The following is a 20193-nucleotide window of genomic DNA, read 5'->3' as shown; positions in this document are numbered from 1 at the left end:
TGAAGCCCGCCTCGTGCGGGCTTTTTCATGGGCGCTCGCGGCGTCGGCCCCCTCCTACGCGCAAGGCAAACCCAGCCTGACGACACCGCGGCCCCGGCGCGCGCACAGTGGAACGCCGCTTCCACTTCGCAGGAGCCCGCCATGAGCCTCCATCCCACCATCTCCTCGGCCAAGGTCGAGGGCACCGCGGTCTACGACCTCGCCGGCGACAAGCTCGGCGCCATCGACGACCTCGTCATCGACAAGCGCACCGGCCATGTGCGTTATGCCGCACTGGAATTCGGCGGCTTTCTCGGCCTGGGTACCGACCGCTACCCGCTGCCCTGGGACATGCTGAAGTACGACACCAGCAAGGATGGCTATGTCGTCAACCTGGATCGCGACCTGCTGACCGATGCGCCGCGGTACGCCAAGGACGCAGCGCCGGCCTACACCGAGGACTACGGCCGCAGCGTCTATACCCACTACGGCTTCAACTGGCAGTGAGGCGCACCATGAGCAAGTCCCATCTTGGCCGCAGCCACAACGCCCAGTCCGGCCCTGTGACGCACACCGCCAGCGAATTCGCCACAACCAAGGCCACCCAAGGGCAGACGCTGACCAAGCAGGCCAAGGCGCCGGCGCGCCAGAAAGACGGCACGGCGCGTGAAGCGCCCCAGGGCCCGCCTCAGCACAAGATCTGACCAGCCGCGTTACCGGCGCAAAGGCAGCCAGTGCAGATCGCCGTCGCCGAGCACCGCCACCTGCGCGCTGTGCCGGGCAAGGTCCGCGCGCCGCAGCGTCAGCGCACCGGTGAGGCCGCCGAAGGCCGGCAGCACCAGGGCGTGCGGGTAGCGCACGAAGCAAGGCCGGCGCAGTCGGTCCCCCGCACGGCTGGCGATGACGACGGCGGGGTGCCAATGCCCTGCAAGCGTGAAGCCCGCTGCGCCGGGTGGCGGTGGCTCATGCGCAGCTGTCAAAGGGCCTAACGCCAATGCCGTGCTGACAATCTCCATCGGCAAGCCGGGCGGATGAATGCGCCGGTCGTGGTTGCCGAGTACGAGCACGGTCGGTACGCGTCGCGCAAAGCCGTCGACCGATTCGAGCAGGGCCGGCGTCAGCCCCTCGGCGCTGTGCCAGAAATCACCCAGCACGACGAGTTGAGTCGCACGGTGCGTCGCTACCAGCGCTTCCAGCCGCGCCAATGTGCGCGCGCTGCTGCCAGCCGGCACCGCCTGACCTTGCGCACGAAAGGCAGCGCCCTTGCCCAGGTGCAGGTCGGCAGCGAACAGCGTGCGCGCGGTGGGCCACCAGACCGCGCCATCCGGCAGCAGCCACAAGGTCTCGCCGGCAGCTTCGATGCTGAGGCTCACCGCCGCCCCCACCGCGCACCACCGCGTTTAGCGGTCTTGTTGCTCTCCTGCGCGAAGGCCAGCCGCACGCCCACGTCCAGCGGCGCCGCGCCTCCGCCCGCCGCCGCCTCCAGCTCCGCCAGCATGCGCGTCAACCGCTGTGCCAGTGACTCGGTCGTCACCCGTTCGCGCAGCATCTCGACCAGCAGCGGAAAGGCCAGCGGCGAGGTCTGCTTTGGCCGCTGCAAATCCAGCGGCATTGCAGCCAATCGGTCCAGCGTGCGCGCCAGCGAATCCTCATCCAGCTCGGCCGACAGCAGCTCCTCCTCGGCCTGGCGCAGCAGGCGGTTGCCCGGGTCGTGCTGGCGAAAGACATCGAAGTACAGCGAGCTCGATGCCTGCAGCTGGCGCTGGCTGCGCACCTCGCCGGGGTGGCTCTGGAAGATCAGCCCCGAGATGCGCGCGATCTGCCGGAAGCGCCGGCGCGCCAGTTCGCTGGCGTTGATGCTGGCCAGCACCTCCTGGCGCAGCGTGTGGCGGTCCACGGCGGCAAGCAGTCCGGGCAGGCGCGCCGCCCAGTCGACGTCGGTGGCGCTGAGCAGCTCCATGCCGTATTCGTTGATGGCGACGGTGAAGGTGGCCGGCGTGTCGCGCCCCACGCGCCAGGCCAGCAGCCAGGCCAGGCCCAGGTGCACCGTGCGGCCGGCGAACGGGTAGAGGAAGAGGTGATGGCCGTCCGCCGAGGTCTGCACCTCGGCCAGCAGCCGCTGCGGCCCGGGCAGGGCCGACCACTCGGCCTGCAGCTTCAGCAGCGGTGCGACGAAGCGCATCTCCTTGTCCAGATAGCGACCCTGCGCCGCTTCATCGAAGCGCTCCAGCATCGCATCGGCCAGCGTGTCGGAGATCGGGAACTGCCCGCCGTTCCAGCGCGGCAGCAGCGCGCGGCCCGGCTTGCCGATGCGCACATAGGCGGTCAGCCCCTCGACGCGCACCAGCTCCAGCGCCCGGCCACCCAGCAGGAAGACATCACCGGGCTTGAGCCGCGCGATGAAGCTCTCCTCCACCGTCGCGATGCGCCCCCCGCCCAGGAACTGCACGCTCATCATGGCGTCCGACACGATGGTGCCGATGTTGCTGCGGTGGCGCCGCGCCAGCCGCACGTCCGGCACACGCCACACGCCCTCTTCGTCGGGCACGACACGCTGGAAGTCCGGGTAGGCGCGCAGGCTCTCGCCGCCATGGTGCACAAAGGCCAGGGCCCATTGCCAGGCCTCGTCGCTCAAGCCGCGATAGCTCGGCGCTGTACGCACCTCGGCCAGCAACTCATCGGGCCGGAAGCCACCGCCCAGCGCGACCGTGACGAGGTGCTGCACCAGCACGTCCAGCGGCGCCACCGGCGCATGGCGCGGCTCGATGCGGCCGGCCTCCACGGCGGCGCGCAGGGCCGAGGCCTCGACGATCTCCAGGCTGTGCGTCGGCACCATGGTCACGCGCGAGCGCCGCCCCGGCGCATGGCCGCTGCGGCCCGCGCGCTGCAGCAGGCGGGCCACGCCCTTGGCCGAGCCGATTTGCAGCACCTGGTCCACCGGCAGGAAGTCCACGCCCAAATCCAGGCTGGCCGTGCAGACGACGGCCTTGAGCTGGCCCGCCTTCATGGCCGCCTCCACCCAGCGGCGCAGCTCGGCATCGATGGAGCCGTGGTGCAGGGCGATCGCGCCTGCCCAGTCGGGCCGTGCGTCCAGCAGCGCCTGGAACCAGCGCTCGCTCTGAGAGCGCGTGTTGGTGAACACCAAGGTGCTGGCCGCCTTGTCGATCAGCTCGGCGACGGCCGGCAGCATGGTCAGACCCATATGGCCGCCCCAGGCGAAGCGCTCGATGCGAGCGGGCAGCAGCGTCGCGATGTCGATCTTCTTGTCCTGGGCGCCACGCACCAGCGCGGCATCCGGCGCCAGCACGTCACGCGCCTCGTCGAGATTGGCCAGCGTGGCCGACAGGCCCCAGGTCATCAGCGCCGGGTTCCATCGGCGCAGTCGTGCAAGCGCGAGCTGCAGCTGCACGCCGCGCTTGGTGCCGAGCAGTTCGTGCCATTCGTCGACGACGACGAGGCGCACGCGCCTGAGCACGTCGGGTGCATCGGCGCGCGACAGCATCAGGCTCAGCGACTCCGGTGTCGTCACGAGGGCGGTGGGCCAGCGGCGCTGCTGAGAGGCACGCTCGTTGGTCGATGTGTCGCCGGTGCGTGCGGCCAGCGTCCAGTCCGGCGCGAGCGCAGACGCCGCGTCCTGCAGGGCTAGCAGCGTGTCGTGGCTGAGCGCGCGCATCGGGGTCACCCAGAGCACGGTCAGCGAAGCTTCCTTGGCACCGAACGCCTGCAGCGCGCCGAGCCAGACGGCGAGAGTCTTGCCGGAGCCGGTGGTGGCATGCAGTAGGCCGGAGTGGCCGGCTTTCATTTCCTTCCAGACGTTCTTTTGGAAGGGGAAGGGCTTCCAGCCCTTGCTTTCAAGCCATGCTGTGGTCGGGTTAGGCATCAGATGTTTTTGCCTCGTCGCAAAAGCAACCAACATCACGCCACCGCATCCATCAAGGCCCTCAACGACGCCAACGTATCCGCCTCCCACAACGGCTTGTCCTCCCGAATCCTCAGCATCCGCGGAAACCTTACCGCGATGCCACTCTTGTGCCGTGAGCTCGCCTGGATGCCCTCGAAGCCCAGCTCGAACACCATCGTCGGCCGCACGCGCCGCACCGGCCCGAACTTCTCGACCGTCGTCTTGCGGATCTCGCGGTCCACGCCCTTGATCTCCTCGTCGGTCAGCCCCGAATAGGCCTTGGCGAAGGGCACCAACGTCAGGTCGCCGCCCGTTGAATCCAAAGCCGCCTCGGCCTCCGCCGCATCCCGTGGCGCGCGGTTCCAGACGGCAAAGCTGTAGTCGGTGTAGAGGTTGGCGCGGCGGCCATGGCCGGCCTGGGCGTAGATCAACACGGCATCCACGCTCAGCGGTGCGACCTTCCATTTCCACCAGGCGCCGACGGTGCGGCCGATGCCATAGGCTGACTCACGGTGCTTCAGCATCAGGCCTTCGACACGACGCTCGCGCGAGCCTTCGCGCGCGGCGGCTAGGTCAGACCATTCGTCCGCTTCCACCAGCGGCGATGTCGCGATGCCCAACTGCTCCAGCCGCGCGCGACGGTTGTGCATGGGCTCCTGCCGGCGATCAACCCCGTCGCTCTCCAGCAGGTCATACGCCAGCAGCCGCACCGGCGCCTCGGCCAGGATGGCCTTGGACAGCTTGGTGCGGCCGATGCGTTTTTGCAGCAGCGCAAACGGTGCCGGCTCGGCCTCGCCGTGGCGCCAGGCCAGCAGCTCGCCGTCCACCACCGTGCCATCCGGCCAGGTGCTCGCTTCCAGCACCACCTCCGGAAAGCGTTCCGTCACCAGCTCCTCGCCGCGCGACCAGATCCACACCTGGCCGTCGCGCTTGACCACCTGGGCCCGGATGCCGTCGTACTTCCATTCCGCCAGCCAGTCGCTGCGCTCGCCAAGCGCCGCCGGTTCGCCGGGCAGCGCATGCGCCAGGAAGAAGGGGTAGGGCTGGCCGCCACGAGAGCCGCTTGTGTCCTCGGCCAGCAGCGCCTGGAAGCGCGCGGCCGTCGGCGGCGTGTCGATCTGGGTGTAGCCCATCATGCGCTGGGCGATGCCGGCCGCGTCGGCCCCAGACCACTCGGCCAGCGCCCGCTGCACCAGCAGCTTGCTGACACCGACGCGAAAGCCCCCGCCCACCAGCTTGACGAACATGAAGCGCTCGTCCGCCGACAGGCCCTGCCACGCGCTCAACACGGCCTCGCGTCGCGCCGCTGCGTCGAGCGCACGCAGCGGCAGGATGCGCTGCTCCATCCAGTCGGCCAGCGGCTCGTCGAGCTTGTCCTGCGGGTCGGGAAGCACGTAAGCGATGGCCTCCGCCAGGTCGCCGGTGACGGCATAGCCGGCCTCGAACAGCCACTCCGGCAAACCCGCCGCCTCGCAGGCCAGTGCTCGCAGCTCGCTCGTGGGCACCGCTCGGCGCGGCGTGCCGCCGGCCAGCAGATAGACGGCCCAGGCCGCATCACGCGCGGGCGCGTCGGCCAGGTAGCGTTTCAATGCCGCAACCTTGGCCAGTGTGGACGTGCTGGCGTCGATGGCGAGGTAGAGGGCGACAAAGCGCTTCATTGCGCCGCCTCCACGCCATGCGTCTCGTCGCCGTACTCGGTCGCAAAGGCCTCGGCCTGCAAGCCCAGTTCACTCAGATAGCGCACCAGCGCGCCTTCGTCGCCATGCGTGACGATGACGCGCCGGGCGCCGGTCGATTGAATGGCCGACAGCAGCCCCGGCCAGTCGGCGTGGTCGCTGAAGACGAAGCCGCGGTCCACGCTGCGGCGCCGGCGGGCGCCGCGCAACCGCATCCAGCCGCTGGCAAAGGCGTCGCTGTGCGGCCCCAGCGCTTTGGCCCAGCGGCTGTCCTGCACGGCCGGCGGTGCGATGACGAGCGCGCCGCGCAGCGCCTTGAAGTTCGTTTCCGGCGTCACGGTCTCCACCTCCGGCAGGGCCACGCCCGCCGCGCGATAGGCCTCGTTCAGCCGCGCAACCGCCGCATGCACCAGCACCGGCCCAGGTGCGTCGGCGGTTGCCAGCCCCGCCACCAGCCGCTGCGCCTTGCCCAGGCTGTAGCCCATCAGCAGCGCCTGCTTGCCCTGGGCTGCGCAGTCGGCCCACCAGGTGCGCATCTCGGCCAGCACCTCGGTCTGCGGTGCCCAGCGGTAGATGGGCAGGGCAAAGGTGGCTTCGGTGATGAAGACATCGCAGCGCACCGGCTCGAAGGGCGCGCAGGTGGTGTTGGCCTCCCCCTCAGCATTCACCGCGCCGCTGACGAAGTAATCGCCCGACACGACCCAGACCTCGCCGCGGTGTTCCACCCGCACCTGGGCCGAGCCCAGCACATGGCCGGCAGGGTGCAGGCTGACGGTTACCTCGCCCAGTTGCAACGGCTCGCCATAGGCCAGGCCCTGGAAGGCCATGTCGGGACCCATGCGGGAGCGCATCAGCCCTTCGGCGTCGCTGTGGGCGAGGTAGGCGCCGTGGCCCTCGCGGCAATGGTCGGCATGGGCGTGGGTGATGACGGCACGCGCCACCGGCCGCCAGGGGTCGATATGAAAGCCGCCCGCCTCGCAATACAGGCCCTCGGGGCGGCGGGTGATCAAGTCAGCCATGGACCCAGTGTGCCCAGGTCGGCGCAGCACGGTTGTCGGACGGCATCCGCTCATTTACGGGACTCGCGCGGAACTCAAACGCCACTGCCGTGACTCACCACGGGTGCGACCGCCAGGTCATGCCCGCCGCCACTGCTACGGACCCGACCTTGCTGCTCGATCCCCGCCATCGCCGATGCTCGCCCTTGCGCCTCAGCCTGCTGGCTGTGCAAACGCTGGCATGCGCCTCGGGCTGGGCAGCCGGCACGCCGCCGGTGGTGCCCACGCCGGCCGAGCTGACCCGCCCGCCCGAGGCTCGCAACACCGAGCTGCCGCCCGAGCGTCCGCAGCAGGTCACGCGCGAGCTCGGCAAGCCCGACGACGAGCTCAAAATCGACGTCACCGCCTACAGCCTGGCACCCGACGCCCCCGCGGCCCTGCGCGAGGCCCTGCCGCGATTGACTGCTGCCTTCGTCGGCAAGGACCGTGGCTTCGAGGATCTCGTCAACGCTGCCAACGAGGTGACCCGCTTCCTGCAGCGCGACCTGGGGCTCTACCTGGGTTACGCCTACATCCCGGAGCAGACCTTCGATGGCCAGACGGTGCGCATCGCCGTGCTGGAGGGGCGCCTGGACCGGGTCGTGCTGAACTGGAGCGACGGCCTGCCGGTGGACCGTGAGGTCGTCGAGGCCTATCTGGCACGCCTGAAGCCCGGCGACGTGCTGACGGTGGACGCCGTCGAGCGCACCGTCTTCCTCATCAACGACCTGCGCGGCATCGTCACGCGGGCCGAGGTCAAGGCCGGCAGCGCGCCGGGCACCGCCATCCTCGAATTCACGCCGCGCGCCGAATCGCGCTACAGCGGCAGCGTCGACGGCGACCTCAACGGCTCCAAGGTCATCGGTGCCCAGCGCCTGGGAGCCCAGGTCGTCATGGCCAGCCCACTGGGCCGCGGCGACGGTCTGTCGGCATCAGTGCTGGCCTCCACCGGCGGCGGCCTGCTGTTTGCGCTGCTGGGCTACACCAGCCCCATCGGCGCCGACGGTTTCAAGGCCGGCGCGTCGCTGTCGGCGGTGCGCTACCAGCTCGACAAGAAGGAATTCCCCCTCGGCCTGGACGGCACCGGCACGACGCTCAACCTCTTCGCTCTCTACCCCTGGGTGCGTTCGCGCAACCTCAACCTGTTCGCGCTGGGAGCCGTCGACGCCAAGCGCTATGTCGACAAGGTCGCGGCCCTGTCGACGAAGAAGCATGTGGAAGACGCCAGCGTCGGCGTCAGCGGCGACTTCCGCGACAGCCTGCTGAGCGGCAGCGTCAACACCTTCGAGCTCAACCTGGCCCAGGGCCGGCTCAGCTTCCCGGCCGGCGCGCCCAGCGGCGGCGACGATGCAGCGAGCTTTCGCAAGCTCAGCTTCGCCGCCTCGCGGCTGCAGAACGTGCTGAGCAATCGGCTGTTGGCCTATTTCACGATGCGTGGGCAGTGGGCCCTGTCCAACCTCGACTCGACCGAGCAGTTCCGCGCCGGGGGGCCGAACGGCGTGCGCGCCTATGCGCCGGGCGAAGGCACGGGTGACAGCGGCGCCGTGGCCAGCCTGGAGCTGCGTTGGCTGCCGCCGGCCAGCCTGTTCGGGCGCTGGGCCAGCGAGCTGGTGCTGGCGGCCTTCTACGACGGCGCCTTCATCCGCTACCGCCACGATCCCAACCTCGTGCTGCGCGAGCCCGGCTACGTGAACCGCGCCTGGCTGGGCGGCGCGGGGCTGTCCCTGGTATGGGCGCGCGGCAACGCGTATGCCTTCCGCATGAGCCTGGCCACGCCCACGCACGGCCATGCCAGCACCGAAAGCCAGTCGAGCAAGCTGCGCCTGTATGCCCAGGGATCGTGGAGCTTCTGATGTGGCGCCTGCAACCCCTCGCCCTTGCTCTGTGCCTTGCCGCAGCCTATCCGGCTGCCCATGCGCTGCCTCAAGGCGCCCAGGTCGTGCAGGGACAGGTTGCAATTCGCCCGGGCCTGATCCAGCAGGGCAGCGACAAGGCCATCGTCAACTGGCAGAGCTTCTCCATCGCCGCGGGCGAGGGCCTGCGTATCCAACAGCCCAGCGTCAATTCGGTGCTGCTCAATCGTGTCGTCGGTGGCGACCCGTCCCTGATCCTCGGCCAGATGCAGGCCAACGGCCGGGTCTTCCTGATCAACCCGCGCGGCATCGTCTTCGGGCGGGGATCGCAGGTGGATGTCGGCGGTCTCGTCGCGTCCACGCTGGACCTGTCCGACACCGCCTTCATCGCCGGCAACTACCGCTTCTCGGCGGGCGCGGGCGCCAGCGCGCTGCAGGCTGATGGCAGCATCAGCGCGCCGGGCGGCACGGTGGCGCTGGTCGCCCCCCAGCTCAGCGTTGGAGGCAGCATCGCGGCGCGGCGCGTCGGGCTGGGTGCAGCCAGCACGGTGCAGGTGGATGTGGAAGGCGACGGCCTTGTCCTCTTCAATCTGCGCAACGACGACAACCGCGACGTCGCGCTGAAGTTCAACGGCCGCGTGCAGGCCGACGGCAGCGCCGAGCTGCGCGCCCAGGCTCGCGGCGGCGCGGCCGGCCAGGTGCTGAACATGGACGGCATCGTGCAGGCGCGGGGCTTGAGCCAGCAGGGCGGGCACATCGTCATCGACGGCGGCACGGCCGGCATCACCACAGTCAACGGCGGCCTCGACGCCAGCGGCGAACGAGGCGGCAGCATCACCGTGCTGGGCCAGAAGCTCGCGCTGCTGGACGGCGCCCGGCTGGACGCGTCCGGGCGCCTCGGCGGCGGCAGCCTGCAGGTCGGTGGCGGCTTCGAGGGCAGGGGCACCGAGCACAACGCCGAGCAGACCTGGATAGGTGCCGGCGCTGAGCTGCGCGCCAATGCCACCGAACGGGGCGATGGCGGCCGCATCGCCGTCTGGGCTGACGGACGCACCGACATGCTCGGCAGCATCTGGGCCCGCGGCGGGCGTCTGGGGGGCAATGGCGGCATGGTCGAGACCTCGGGCCGCCAGCAGCTCAACCTGCTCGGCCGCGTTGACGCCGGCGCACCGCTGGGGCGGTCGGGCCAGTGGCTGCTCGACCCCAACGACGTGGTCATCAAGGCCAACAGCGGCACCAACACCAACGTTGGCGCGGCGCCGAATTTCGCCAGCACGGACGATGCCGCCGTGGTCGACGTTGGCGCCCTCAACAATGCGCTGTCCGGCGGCACGTCGGTGACGGTGCAGACCCTGGCCTTGGGCACCAACGGCCAACATGGCGACATCGACGTCCAGGCCGCCATCGTGCCTACCGGCGCGGCCACGCTGAACCTGATCGCCTTGCGCAACATCAGCTTCAGCGCCGGCAGCATCGGCGCGGGGGCAGGTGCCCTCAACGTCGTCCTGCAGGCCGGCGGCGACATCACCGGCAGCACCATCAATACCGGCGGCGGCAGTCTGGCCGCGACAAGTTCGGGCGCGGGCACCGTCGCACTGGGCAGCGTCACCAGCGCAGGCCTGACCCTCAGCAGCGTTGGCGGCGACGTCGTCCTGCCGACCGGCACGGTCACGGGCAATGTCGGCGTCACCACCAGCGGCAGCGGCGCGATCACGCAGGCCGGTGCGTTGGCGGTGACTGGCACGACGGGCGTCACCACGGGGTCCGGCAACATCACGCTGACGGCGGCCAGCAACAACCTGCAGGGCGCGGTCAGCCTGACGACCACCGGCATCACCCAGGTCAGCAATGGCAGCGGCCATGCGCTGACCCTGGGCACGCTGAACACCCATGCCCTCACCGCCAGCGCCACCGCCGCCAACCTGAACCTGGGCAGCGGCACCGTCACCGGCAACCTCAGCGCGACGACGACCGGTACCGGCACCATCACCCAAGGCGGTGCGCTGACGGTGACCGGCACCACGGGCTTGAGCAACGGCAGCGGCAACATCACGCTGGCCTCGGGCAACGACCTGCGGGGGCTGGTGAGCGTCACCACCACCGGCAATGCGCAACTCGTCAATGGCAGCGGCAAGGACTTGTCCCTGGGCGCGCTGAGCGCCGGCGGCCTGACCGTCAGCACCAGCAATGCCAATCTGGACCTCGGTAGCGGCTCGGTTGGCGGCAACCTCAGTGCAGCGACGACGGGCACCGGCACGCTGACGCAGAGCGGCGCACTGACGGTGACCGGCACGTCGGCCTTGAGCAATGGCAGCGGCAACATCACGCTGACCTCGGCCAACGACCTTCAGGGCGCGGTCAGCATCACCAGCACCGGCACGACCCAACTCGGCAATGGCAATGGCAAGGCGCTGACCCTGGGCACATTGAGCACCCATGCGCTCACCGTCAGCACCAGCGGCGCCAATCTGGACCTGGGCGGCGGCACCGTCACCGGCAACCTCAGCGCGACGACGACAGGCAGCGGCACGCTCACGCAGACCGGGGCGCTGACGGTGACCGGCACGAGCGACCTCAGCAACGGCAGCGGCAATATCACGCTGGCCTCGGCCAACAATCTGCAAGGTGCGGTCGACGTCACGACCACCGGCACGACGCAGATCGCCAATGGCAGCGGCAATGCGCTGACCTTGGGCACGCTGAGCACGCGCACGCTGACCGTCAGCACCAGCGGCGCCGCCCTGGCCCTGGGCAGCGGCACGGTCACCGGCGCCCTCAGCGCGACGACGACGGGCACCGGCACCCTCACGCAAGGCGGCGCGCTGACGGTGACGGGCGCGACGGCCCTCGGAAATGGCAGCGGCAATATCACGCTGACCACGGCCGGAAACGACTTCCAGGGCGCGGTCAGCATCACCAGCACCGGCGCCACCCAGCTCAGCAATGCCAATGGCAATACCCTGACCCTGGGCACGCTGAACACCGGCGCGCTGACCGTCAGCGCCAACCATGCCGACCTGGTGCTGGGCAGCGGCACCGTCGGCGGCAACCTCAGCGCGACGACGACGAACAACGGCACGCTCACGCAGAGCGGCGCGCTGACGGTGACGGGCACCAGCAGCCTCAGCAATGGCAGCGGCGACATCACGCTGACCTCGGCCAACGACCTGCAGGGGGCTGTCAGCGTCACGACGACCGGCACCACGCAGATCAGCAATGGCAACGGCAAGGCCCTGACCCTGGGGACGCTGAGCGTGCGCGACCTGACGGTCAACACCAGCGGCGCCAACCTGGGCCTGGGCAGCGGCACCATCAGCGGCAACCTCGGCGCGACGACGACCGGCACCGGCGCCATTGCGCAGAGCGGTGTGCTGACGGTGACCGGCACCAGCGGCCTAAGCAGCGGCAGCGGCGGCATCACGCTGGCGGCGGCCAACGACCTGCAGGGCGCGGTCAGCCTCACCAGCACGGGCAGCAGTCAGGTCGTCAACGGCAGCGGCAAGGCCTTGACCCTGGGCACGCTGAACACCGGCGCGCTGACGGTCAGCACCAGCAATGCCGACATCGACCTGGGCAGCGGCACGGTGGCCGGCACCCTGAGTGCCACGACGACGGGCAGCGGCACCATCACCCAGAGCGGCGCGTTGGTGGTGACGGGCAGCAGCAGCCTGGCCAACGGCAGCGGCAACATCACGCTGACCTCGGGCAACAACCTGCAGGGCGCGGTCAGCGTCACGACCACCGGCACCACGCAGCTCAGCAATGCCAGCGGCAACGCGCTGACCCTGGGCCCGCTCAGCACTCGCGCCCTGACGGTCAGCACCAGCAATGCCAATCTCGGCCTGGGCAGCGGCACCGTCACCGGCAACCTCAGCGCCACCACCACCGGCACCGGCGCCATCACGCAGGGCGGTGTGCTGACGGTGACCGGCACCACGGCCTTGAGCAATGGCAGCGGCAACATCACGCTGACCTCGGCCAACAACCTGCAGGGTGCCGTCGGCATCACCAGCACCGGCACGACGCAGATCGCCAATGGCAATGGCAACGCGCTGGTGCTGGGCACGTTGAACACCCACGCCCTGACCGTCTCCACCAGCAATGCCAACCTGAGCCTGGGCAGCGGCGCAGTCACCGGCAACCTCAGCGCGACGACGACGGGCGCCGGTGCCATCACGCAGGGCGGCGCGCTCACGATCAGCGGCACCACAGCCTTGAGCAACGGCAGCGGCAACATCACGCTGACGTCGGCCAACAACCTGCAAGGCGCGGTCAGCCTCACCACCAGCGGCACCACGACGCTGGGCAACGGCGGCGGCAACCCGTTGACGCTGGGCACGCTGAACACCGGCGACCTGACCGTCAGCACCACGGCCGGCGGTGCGCTGAACCTGGGGCAAGGCAGCATCAACGGCACACTGAATGCCAGCAGCCATGGCGGCACCCTCAGCCAGACCGGCGCGCTGCTGGTCAGCGGCATTGCGACGCTGGACGCCACCACCAGCGGCGACATCAGCCTGCCCAACACCAGCAACCAGTGGCACGGCCTGAACCTGGTCGGCAACTCGCTGGACCTGCACTCGGGCGGCGACCTTGAAATCCTCAGCCTGACCCAGCCCGCCAACCGCGCGCTGACGCTGTCGGCCGGCGCCAACCTCATCCTCGGTCCGGTGGCCAGCATCAACACCGGCACGGCCGACCTCACGCTGACCAGCGGCGGCAGCTTCACCATGGGCGGCACGCTGGCCGGGCACAACATCGACCTGGCGGCCCAGACCGGCCTCAGCCTGGGCCAGAACATCACGGCCAGCGGCACGCTGAAGCTGACGACGGCCAGCGGAGACGTCAACCAGACCGGCGGCAGCCTGCTCGTCACCGGCACGACGACGGTCTCGGCCGGCGGCTCGGTCATCAGCCTGAACCAGCCGACCAACCATTTCGGCGACGTCGTCAGCCTCAGCGGCGGCACCACCGGCGTGACGGACAGTGCCGCGCTGACACTGGGCACAGTGAACACCGGCGACCTGACGGTCACATCGACCGGCAACCTCGGCCTCGGCCAGGGCAGCGTCACCGGCACGCTGAACGCGACGAGCAACGGCGGCGCGATCACGCAGACCGGTGGCCTGACGCTGACCGGTGCGACGACGCTGAACGCCGGCGCGGCGGACATCACGCTGAACCAGGCCAGCAACGATCTGCAGGGCGCCATCACCGCCACGGGCGGCGCGGTGTCACTGCGCAGCGCCAACAACCTCAACCTCTTCGCGCTGGCTCAGCAGCCCAACAAGGGCCTGGAGCTGGAGGCGGGCGGCACCCTCATCCTGCCGGCCGGCACGAGCAATATCGACACCGGCACCGAGGCCTTGACCCTGTCCAGCGGCGGCGTGTTCAGCACCTTCGGCACGCTCAAGGGCGGTGCCGTCACGCTCAAGGGCCAGTCAGCCACGCTGGCGCATGACATCACGGCCACCGCTGCCCTCGCCGTGACCAGCACCAGCGGTGTCATCAACCAGACCGGCGGCCGCATCAGCGCCGCGGGCACGAGCAGCTTCGATGCCGGCAGCCAGGCCATCACGCTGGACGCGGCGACCAACCAGTTCACTGGCCTGGTCTCGCTGACCGGCGGTACCACCCAGATCAGGAGCCAGGGCGCGCTGGGGCTGGGCAGCCTGGCGACCGGCTCGCTGCAGATCCTGGCTGGCGGCGCACTGGGCTTTGGCACGGGCAGCATCGGCGGCGCCCTCAGCGCCACCAGCAGCGGTGCCGTCACGCAGGCTGCTGGCGGCTTGAGCGTCACCGGCACCGCAACCCTCAACGCCGGCGGCGCCGACATCACGCTGGGCGATCTGGCCAACAGCTGGACCGGCGCGGTCGCGCTGACCGGCAGGAATGCCGTGCTCACCGGCAGCAGTGCTGTCACGCTGGGCCATGTCAATGCCACCTCGCTGACGCTGACGACGGGCGGCGCCGTCAGCCAGGGCGCGGGCACGACCATAGCCCTGACCGGCGCCCTGGGCGTGGACGCGGGCGCTTCGGCCATCACCCTGGCCAACACCGGCAACCAGCTCGGTGGCGTGGTCACGCTGAAGGGTGGCGCCACGCAGCTGCGCACCACCAACGCGCTGACGCTGGGCACGCTGGACACCGGCGCGCTCACAGCCAACAGCACCGGCGCCCTGAACCTGGGCCACGGCACCATCGCCGGCAACCTGAGTGCCACCAGCGGCAACGGCGTCGTCACGCAGGCCGCTGGCGGCTTGAGCGTCAGTGGCACTTCCAGCATCAATGCGGGCACGGCCGACATCACGCTGGACGACGCGGCCAACAGCTGGACGGGCGCCGTGGCGCTGACCGGCCGCGACGTGCGCCTCACCGACACCAGTGCCGTCGACCTCGGCGCAGTCAGCATCCACTCCCTCGTGCTGAAAGCCGGTGGCGATGTGACCCAGAGCGCGCCGCTCAGCCTGACCGGCGCCTTGAACGTGGATGCGGGCAGCGCCGCCATCACCCTCAACAACACCAGCAACCAGCTCGGCGGCCTGGTCACGCTCAAGGGCGGCGTCACGCAGGTCAAAACCGCGGCCGGCCTGACCTTGGGGCCGTTGACCACCGGTGACCTCACGGTGGGCGCTGCCGGCCCGCTGAACCTGGGCCAGGGCAATGTCACGGGCAACCTCGTGGCCAACAGCGGCAATGGCGCCATCAGCCAGTCCGGCGCGCTGCACGTGACCGGCTCCGCCGCCTTCACCTCCGGCAGCGGCAACATCACGCTGGCCAACGCCGGCAACCAGTTCCTCGGCGCGCTGAGCCTGACCGGCAATGCGGTGACCCTCTTCAACCAGCCCAGCCTGAGCTTCGGCACGCTGAGCTTCAACAGCCTGGATGCCACCAGCAACGGCAGCATCACGCTGGGTAGCGGCACGCTCAGCGGCGCGTTGACCGCGCGTGCCCTCGGCGGCGCCATCACGCAGATCGCCGGCGGCCTTACCGTCGCCGGCAACGCGACGCTGCAGGCGACGACAGGCATCACGCTGACCGATGCGGCCAATCACCTCAACGGCGTCGTCAGCCTGAGTGGCAGTGCCAGCGCGGTCACGAACGCCGGCGGCCTGCGCCTGGGCACGCTGGCCACTGCCGGCCTGACGCTGAATGCGGCCGGCACGCTGGACCTGGGCAGCGGCTCCGTCGGCGGGACCCTCACGGCAGTCAGCAGCGGCGCCATCAGCCAGTCGGGTGCCCTGTCAGTGAGCGGCGGCACCAGCCTGAATGCGGGCAGCGCCGGCATCTCGCTCGGCCAGGCCGGCAATGCCTTCGCCGGCAGCGTCGACCTGCGTGGCGGCACCACCGTCATCACGGGTGCCGGCGCGCTGAGCCTGGGCAGCCTCAATGTCGGCGGGCTGACGGCGTCGGCCTCCGGTGCGCTGCGCCTTGGGACAGGCACGGTAGGGGGCGACCTCAACGCCAGCGGCAGCGCCATCACGCAGGCATCCGGCGGCCTGGCTGTCAGCGGGGCATCCACGCTGAGTGCCGGCAGCGGCAACATCGATCTTGCCGAGGCGGGCAATGCCTTTGCCGGCGCGGTGAGCCTGGTGGGGGGCGATGTGACCCTGGCCAACAGCGGCGCCCTGCACCTGGGCAGCTTCACCGCGCACGACCTCAAGGTCAGTGCCGGCGGCGACCTCGACCTGGGCGGCGGCACCGTGAACGGCGAGCTGACGGCGACCACCCGCGGCAGCAGGATCAGCCAGTCCGCGGCGCTGACGGTCAGGGGCGTGGCCAATTTCGTCGCCGACGGCGGCCTGGCGACCCTGGTGCTGGACCAGGCCGGCAACCAGCTGCTGGGCGGCATCGCCATGCGGGGCATCAACGGCGGCAGCTTCGCCAGCGCCGACATCAGCAGCGCGCTGGACCTGACCTTCAGCGGCGACGTGAGGACGCTCAAACTCAGCAGCGGCGGCCTGCTGACGCTGGGCGGCGGCCACAGCGACAGCCTCAGCGCCGCGGCGGCCAAGGGCATTCTGCTGACCGGGCCGCTGCAGGTGAGCGGCCTGACGACGCTGATCGCCAACGGCGCGGCCGTGCCCGTCGACCTGGCCACCCATGGCGCGGGCAACGACCTCAACCGTGTGGAGCTCAAGGCCCAGGCCGGCGCCAGCCTCGGACAGGTGCAACTGCGCGATGGTGACGCCGCGCGCCATGACGGTCTCAAGGTCACGGGCGATGCCGCCCAGCTCGAAGTCACGTCGGCCGGCGCGCTGGACCTCGGTGGCGGCAGCTACGGCAGCTTGGGCGTGGACACCGCGGCGACCGGCGCTGCCGTCACGCAAAGCGGCGCGCTGACGGTCTCGGGCCTCACGACCATCAAGGCCGGCAGCGGCAATGTCACGCTGACCCGGCCCGACAACAGCCTGGCGCACTTCGCGATCGACAGCGCCGGCATCGCCAGCCTTGTCAGCGCGGCCGACTACAGCGTCAACGCGAGCAATGTCTCGACCCGGCTCGAACTCGGCGGGCCCGGTGCCATCAGTCTGGTGGGCCCGCTGTCGGGTAGCGGCGAGCTCGTCATGAGCGGCAGCGGCAGCCTGACGACGACGACGGCCCAGAACTACAGCGGCGGCACGCGCATCAACTCGGGCACCGTGGTGCTGTCGGGGCCCTCGGCCCAGGCCGGCAGCGGTGCGGTGCAACTCGAAGGCACAGGCCAGCTCGATCTGCGCGACGGTGCCGTCATGAGCGCGGAGCTGGTGGCCAATGGCGGGCGCGTGATCAACACCTCGGGTGCTGGCACGCTGGCCGGTGCCGTGACGCTGAAGGCGGCCGTGACGGAGTTCCTGCCTGGCACCGGCGGGCTGACGATCAGCGGCTCAATAGTCGACGGCGGTGCCGGCTTCGGCCTGCGCCTGGCCAGCAGCGGCACACTGACGCTGGCCGGCAGCAATCACTACGGGGGCATGACCGACATCGCCTCCGGCACCCTGCGCGTCACCGGTGAGCTGCCCTCGGCAAGCGCGGTGCAGATCGCAAGCGGTGCGCTGTTGGCCCTGGGCAAGGACCAAGCCATCGGCTCGCTCGCCGGCGCGGGCCGCGTCGAGCTCGGCAGCTTCACACTGGGCACGGGCCTGGATGGCACGAACACGAGCTTTTCGGGCAGCCTCACCGGCAGCGGCGGCCTGACCAAGCTGGGCAGCGGCCGCTTCGTGCTGAGCGGCAGCGGCGCCCACACCGGCGCGACGCGCGTGGCGGCGGGTGAACTGGTGCTGGCGAGCAGCACCGCGCTGAACGACGTCACGGCCGTGAGCGTGGACGCGAACGCCACGCTGACGGTGCAGCAAAGCCTCAACCTCGGCTCGCTCGCCGGCGCCGGCACGGTGGACGTGCAGGCGGCGTTGCTCGGCGTCGGCAGCAATGGCGGCAGTACGCGCTGGGATGGCGCCATCATCGGCAGCGGCGGCCTGGCCAAGCTCGGCACCGGCGTCTTCACGCTGGCCGGTCACAACACGCTGGCGGGCGATCTGCAGGCCAATGCCGGCACGCTGCAGCTCGAAGGCGCCGGCGCTGTCAAACCCTTGGCCGCCGGCGCAGCAACAGCGCCGGTCGTGCCGACCTCGGCTGGCGTCAACGTGGCCGACGGTGCGACGCTGGAGTTGCTGACCGACGTCGACCTTGGTGCGCTGAGCGGTGCCGGCCAGGTGCAGCTCAATGCCAACACGCTGGTCCTGGGCGCCAGCGGCCGCAGCAGCCGCTTCGACGGCGTCATCGGCGGCGATGGCGGCCTGAGCAAGGCGGGCAGCGGCACGCTGACGCTGGGCGGCGCCAACCTCTACACCGGTGCCACGCGGGTCGACGGCGGCAGCCTGGTGCTGGATGCGGAACAAACCCTGGCGGTGGCCAGCGCTCTCGTCATCGAGGCGCCGGGGCAGGTGCAGGCCAATGCGCGCCAGACGGTGGCCTCTCTGAACGGTGGCGGCAACCTGGTGCTGAACGGCGCATCCCTGGCGGCCGGCGCCGATGGCGCCGACGGCCGCTTCGACGGTGTCGTCAGCGGCAGCGGTGGCCTGGTCAAGCAGGGCGCCGGCATGCTGACGCTGACGGCCGCGCACCGCAACAGCGGCGCCACCGTCATCGAGGCCGGCACGATCCTGCTGACCGGCAATGGCGCCCTGGGTTCGGGCGAGATCCAGAACCAGGGCGAGCTGCGGCTCTCGCGCAGCGACGCGCTGACGCTGGACCAGGCCATCAGCGGCCGCGGCAGTCTCGTCATCACCCAGGGCCAGGTGACGCTGGGCAGCGCCGCCAACAGCTACGGCGGCGCCACCCAGGTGCTGGGCGGCGGCCTCATCACGACGGCGGCCGAGCGCCTGTCCGACGCCAGCGCGGTGCAGGTGGCCGCCGGCGCCCAACTGCAACTGGGGGGCGCCGAGACCATCGCCTCCCTGCAGGCCGCCGGCAGCGTGCGCCTGGCCGGCAACCTGACGACGCGGGCCGAGCAGGTCTACACCGGCAGCCTGACCCTGGGCAATGCGGCCGGGCTGACGCTCACCGGCACGCTGATCGACGCCAGCCGCAGCAGCAACCAGTTCGGCAGCGCGCCGCTGGGTCTGAGCGGCGGCCAGGCCCTGGTGGCCACCAAGGACAGCCTGCAACTGGGCGACGTGACCCTGTCGAGCGGCGGCCGCATCGAGGCGGGGCGCCTGGCCATCAACGGCAAGCTGCAACTCACGGGCGGCAGCCTCGCGCTGGTGGCCCAGGCCGCGCCTGACGACGCCAAGGCCACGCTGCAGGGCACGGCCCAGGTGCCGGTCGCCGGCCAGCCGCTGGCGGTGGCCGAGGCGACCGTGCAGCAGGGCAGCGCGAGCGCCATCACGGTCGCCGAGGGTGCCTCCCTGTCGGTGCAGGCCGCCGGTGGCGGCTCGGTGCTGCTGGCCCAGGATGCCAACAGCTTCAAGGGCCAGCTCTCGGCGCTCAGCGGCGCGAACTACAACTCCGCCTGGGCGCCGAATGCCAAGGGCGGCCAGGCCGTGCAGTCCGAGGTGCGCGTGTCCGGCCAGCAGGTGGGGGTGGGGGGCAGCGGCATCGAGGCCGACCTGATCTACATCCGCGCCGACCAGCTCGCCACGGCCGGCGACGCCAAGCTGGTGGCCCGCATGCCGTTCGACGAGATCGTGCTCGGCAGGGCCTTGTCGGCACCGGGCATGGTGCTGGAGCTGGCGCCCGGCGCCTTCGGCACGCCCGGCAGCTTTGGCGCCGTCAACGGCCAGCCCATCCGCATCGAGGTGGGTTCCACTGCAACGGGGAGCCGCACGACGGGACCGAACGCCGGCTATCTGACCGTGCTGCCCAAGGCCGGTGCGCAAGGCTCGACAGCGGTCGTGCTGATCGGCCCCGAGGTGGGCAGCCAGGCCACCACCGGCGGCACGGCCTATCGCTTCTTCCATGATGGGGCCAGTCAGGCAACGGAGATCCCGGTGGTCTATAACGGAGTCCTGCCGCTGACGCCGGCGGCCTCTGGAGCCCTGTCTTCCATCAATGGCGACGCCGAGGACGCCCGCCGTGCCCGCTTCCAGGAGACCGTGCGCACCGAGAACGTGACGGTGCGCCTGCGTTCCGGCGTCATCGCCGAGGTCGGCCCCGGCCGGCCGTCCACCCAAGGCAGCGAGGGCGCCAAGCCGCCCGAACTGTGCGACCCCGCCGCCCAGCCTGCGCTGAGCTGCAAGCCTGCGAGCCCATGACCGTGCAGTCCGAAC

General features: G+C 70.6%; 8 protein-coding genes. 4 read left to right on the top strand and 4 right to left on the bottom strand.

The genetic code is table 11. The features are described from left to right. The first annotated feature begins 141 nt into the window (after positions 1 to 141). Together ACXJLH_RS28430 and ACXJLH_RS28425 are read left to right on the top strand one after the other, a co-directional pair. Positions 142 to 486, top strand: a complete 345-nt coding sequence (locus ACXJLH_RS28430; RefSeq protein WP_457324254.1) for a PRC-barrel domain-containing protein — start codon at positions 142 to 144, stop codon at positions 484 to 486. Positions 487 to 494: 8 nt separating this feature from the next. After that, positions 495 to 683 (top strand): hypothetical protein, encoded by a 189-nt coding sequence (locus tag ACXJLH_RS28425; protein WP_457324253.1) that lies wholly within the window; start codon positions 495 to 497, stop codon positions 681 to 683. Positions 684 to 692: 9 nt separating this feature from the next. On the opposite strand, the gene pdeM is transcribed toward ACXJLH_RS28425, so the two are convergent. Genes pdeM through ACXJLH_RS28405 form a run of 4 tightly spaced genes read right to left on the bottom strand, consistent with a single transcriptional unit; the run spans position 693 to position 6575 of the window. Further along, on the bottom strand, positions 693 to 1352 hold the full coding sequence (pdeM, locus tag ACXJLH_RS28420) for a ligase-associated DNA damage response endonuclease PdeM (protein WP_457447793.1): 660 nt from the start codon (positions 1350 to 1352) through the stop codon (positions 693 to 695). Beyond that, positions 1349 to 3859, bottom strand: a complete 2511-nt coding sequence (locus ACXJLH_RS28415) for a ligase-associated DNA damage response DEXH box helicase (RefSeq protein WP_457447791.1) — start codon at positions 3857 to 3859, stop codon at positions 1349 to 1351. The genes pdeM and ACXJLH_RS28415 overlap by 4 nt, the downstream gene beginning before the upstream one ends. Positions 3860 to 3894: 35 nt before the next feature. Beyond that, positions 3895 to 5538 (bottom strand): ATP-dependent DNA ligase, encoded by a 1644-nt coding sequence (locus ACXJLH_RS28410; RefSeq protein ID WP_457447790.1) that lies wholly within the window; start codon positions 5536 to 5538, stop codon positions 3895 to 3897. Next, on the bottom strand, positions 5535 to 6575 hold the full coding sequence (locus ACXJLH_RS28405) for a ligase-associated DNA damage response exonuclease (protein WP_457447788.1): 1041 nt from the start codon (positions 6573 to 6575) through the stop codon (positions 5535 to 5537). The genes ACXJLH_RS28410 and ACXJLH_RS28405 overlap by 4 nt, the downstream gene beginning before the upstream one ends. A 149-nt stretch (positions 6576 to 6724) precedes the next feature. Here ACXJLH_RS28405 and ACXJLH_RS28400 point away from each other — a divergent pair, with 149 nt between their 5' ends. After that, positions 6725 to 8446, top strand: a complete 1722-nt coding sequence (locus ACXJLH_RS28400; RefSeq protein WP_457447786.1) for a ShlB/FhaC/HecB family hemolysin secretion/activation protein — start codon at positions 6725 to 6727, stop codon at positions 8444 to 8446. Then, positions 8446 to 20178 (top strand): two-partner secretion domain-containing protein, encoded by an 11733-nt coding sequence (locus ACXJLH_RS28395; RefSeq protein WP_457447784.1) that lies wholly within the window; start codon positions 8446 to 8448, stop codon positions 20176 to 20178. Before ACXJLH_RS28400 ends, ACXJLH_RS28395 begins: the two co-directional genes overlap by 1 nt. The last annotated feature ends 15 nt before the right edge of the window (positions 20179 to 20193 follow it).

It is taken from the genome of Roseateles sp. P5_E4 (assembly GCF_054049255.1).
This window is presented reverse-complemented; position numbering and strand designations above follow the sequence as displayed.

Coding starts and splice junctions, on each gene's coding strand:
- ACXJLH_RS28415 (WP_457447791.1), bottom strand. CDS start 3,859: ATGCCTAACCCGACCACAGCATGGCTTGAAAGCAAGGGCTGGAAGCCC.
- ACXJLH_RS28425 (WP_457324253.1), top strand. CDS start 495: ATGAGCAAGTCCCATCTTGGCCGCAGCCACAACGCCCAGTCCGGCCCT.
- ACXJLH_RS28410 (WP_457447790.1), bottom strand. CDS start 5,538: ATGAAGCGCTTTGTCGCCCTCTACCTCGCCATCGACGCCAGCACGTCC.
- ACXJLH_RS28395 (WP_457447784.1), top strand. CDS start 8,446: ATGTGGCGCCTGCAACCCCTCGCCCTTGCTCTGTGCCTTGCCGCAGCC.
- ACXJLH_RS28430 (WP_457324254.1), top strand. CDS start 142: ATGAGCCTCCATCCCACCATCTCCTCGGCCAAGGTCGAGGGCACCGCG.
- ACXJLH_RS28405 (WP_457447788.1), bottom strand. CDS start 6,575: ATGGCTGACTTGATCACCCGCCGCCCCGAGGGCCTGTATTGCGAGGCG.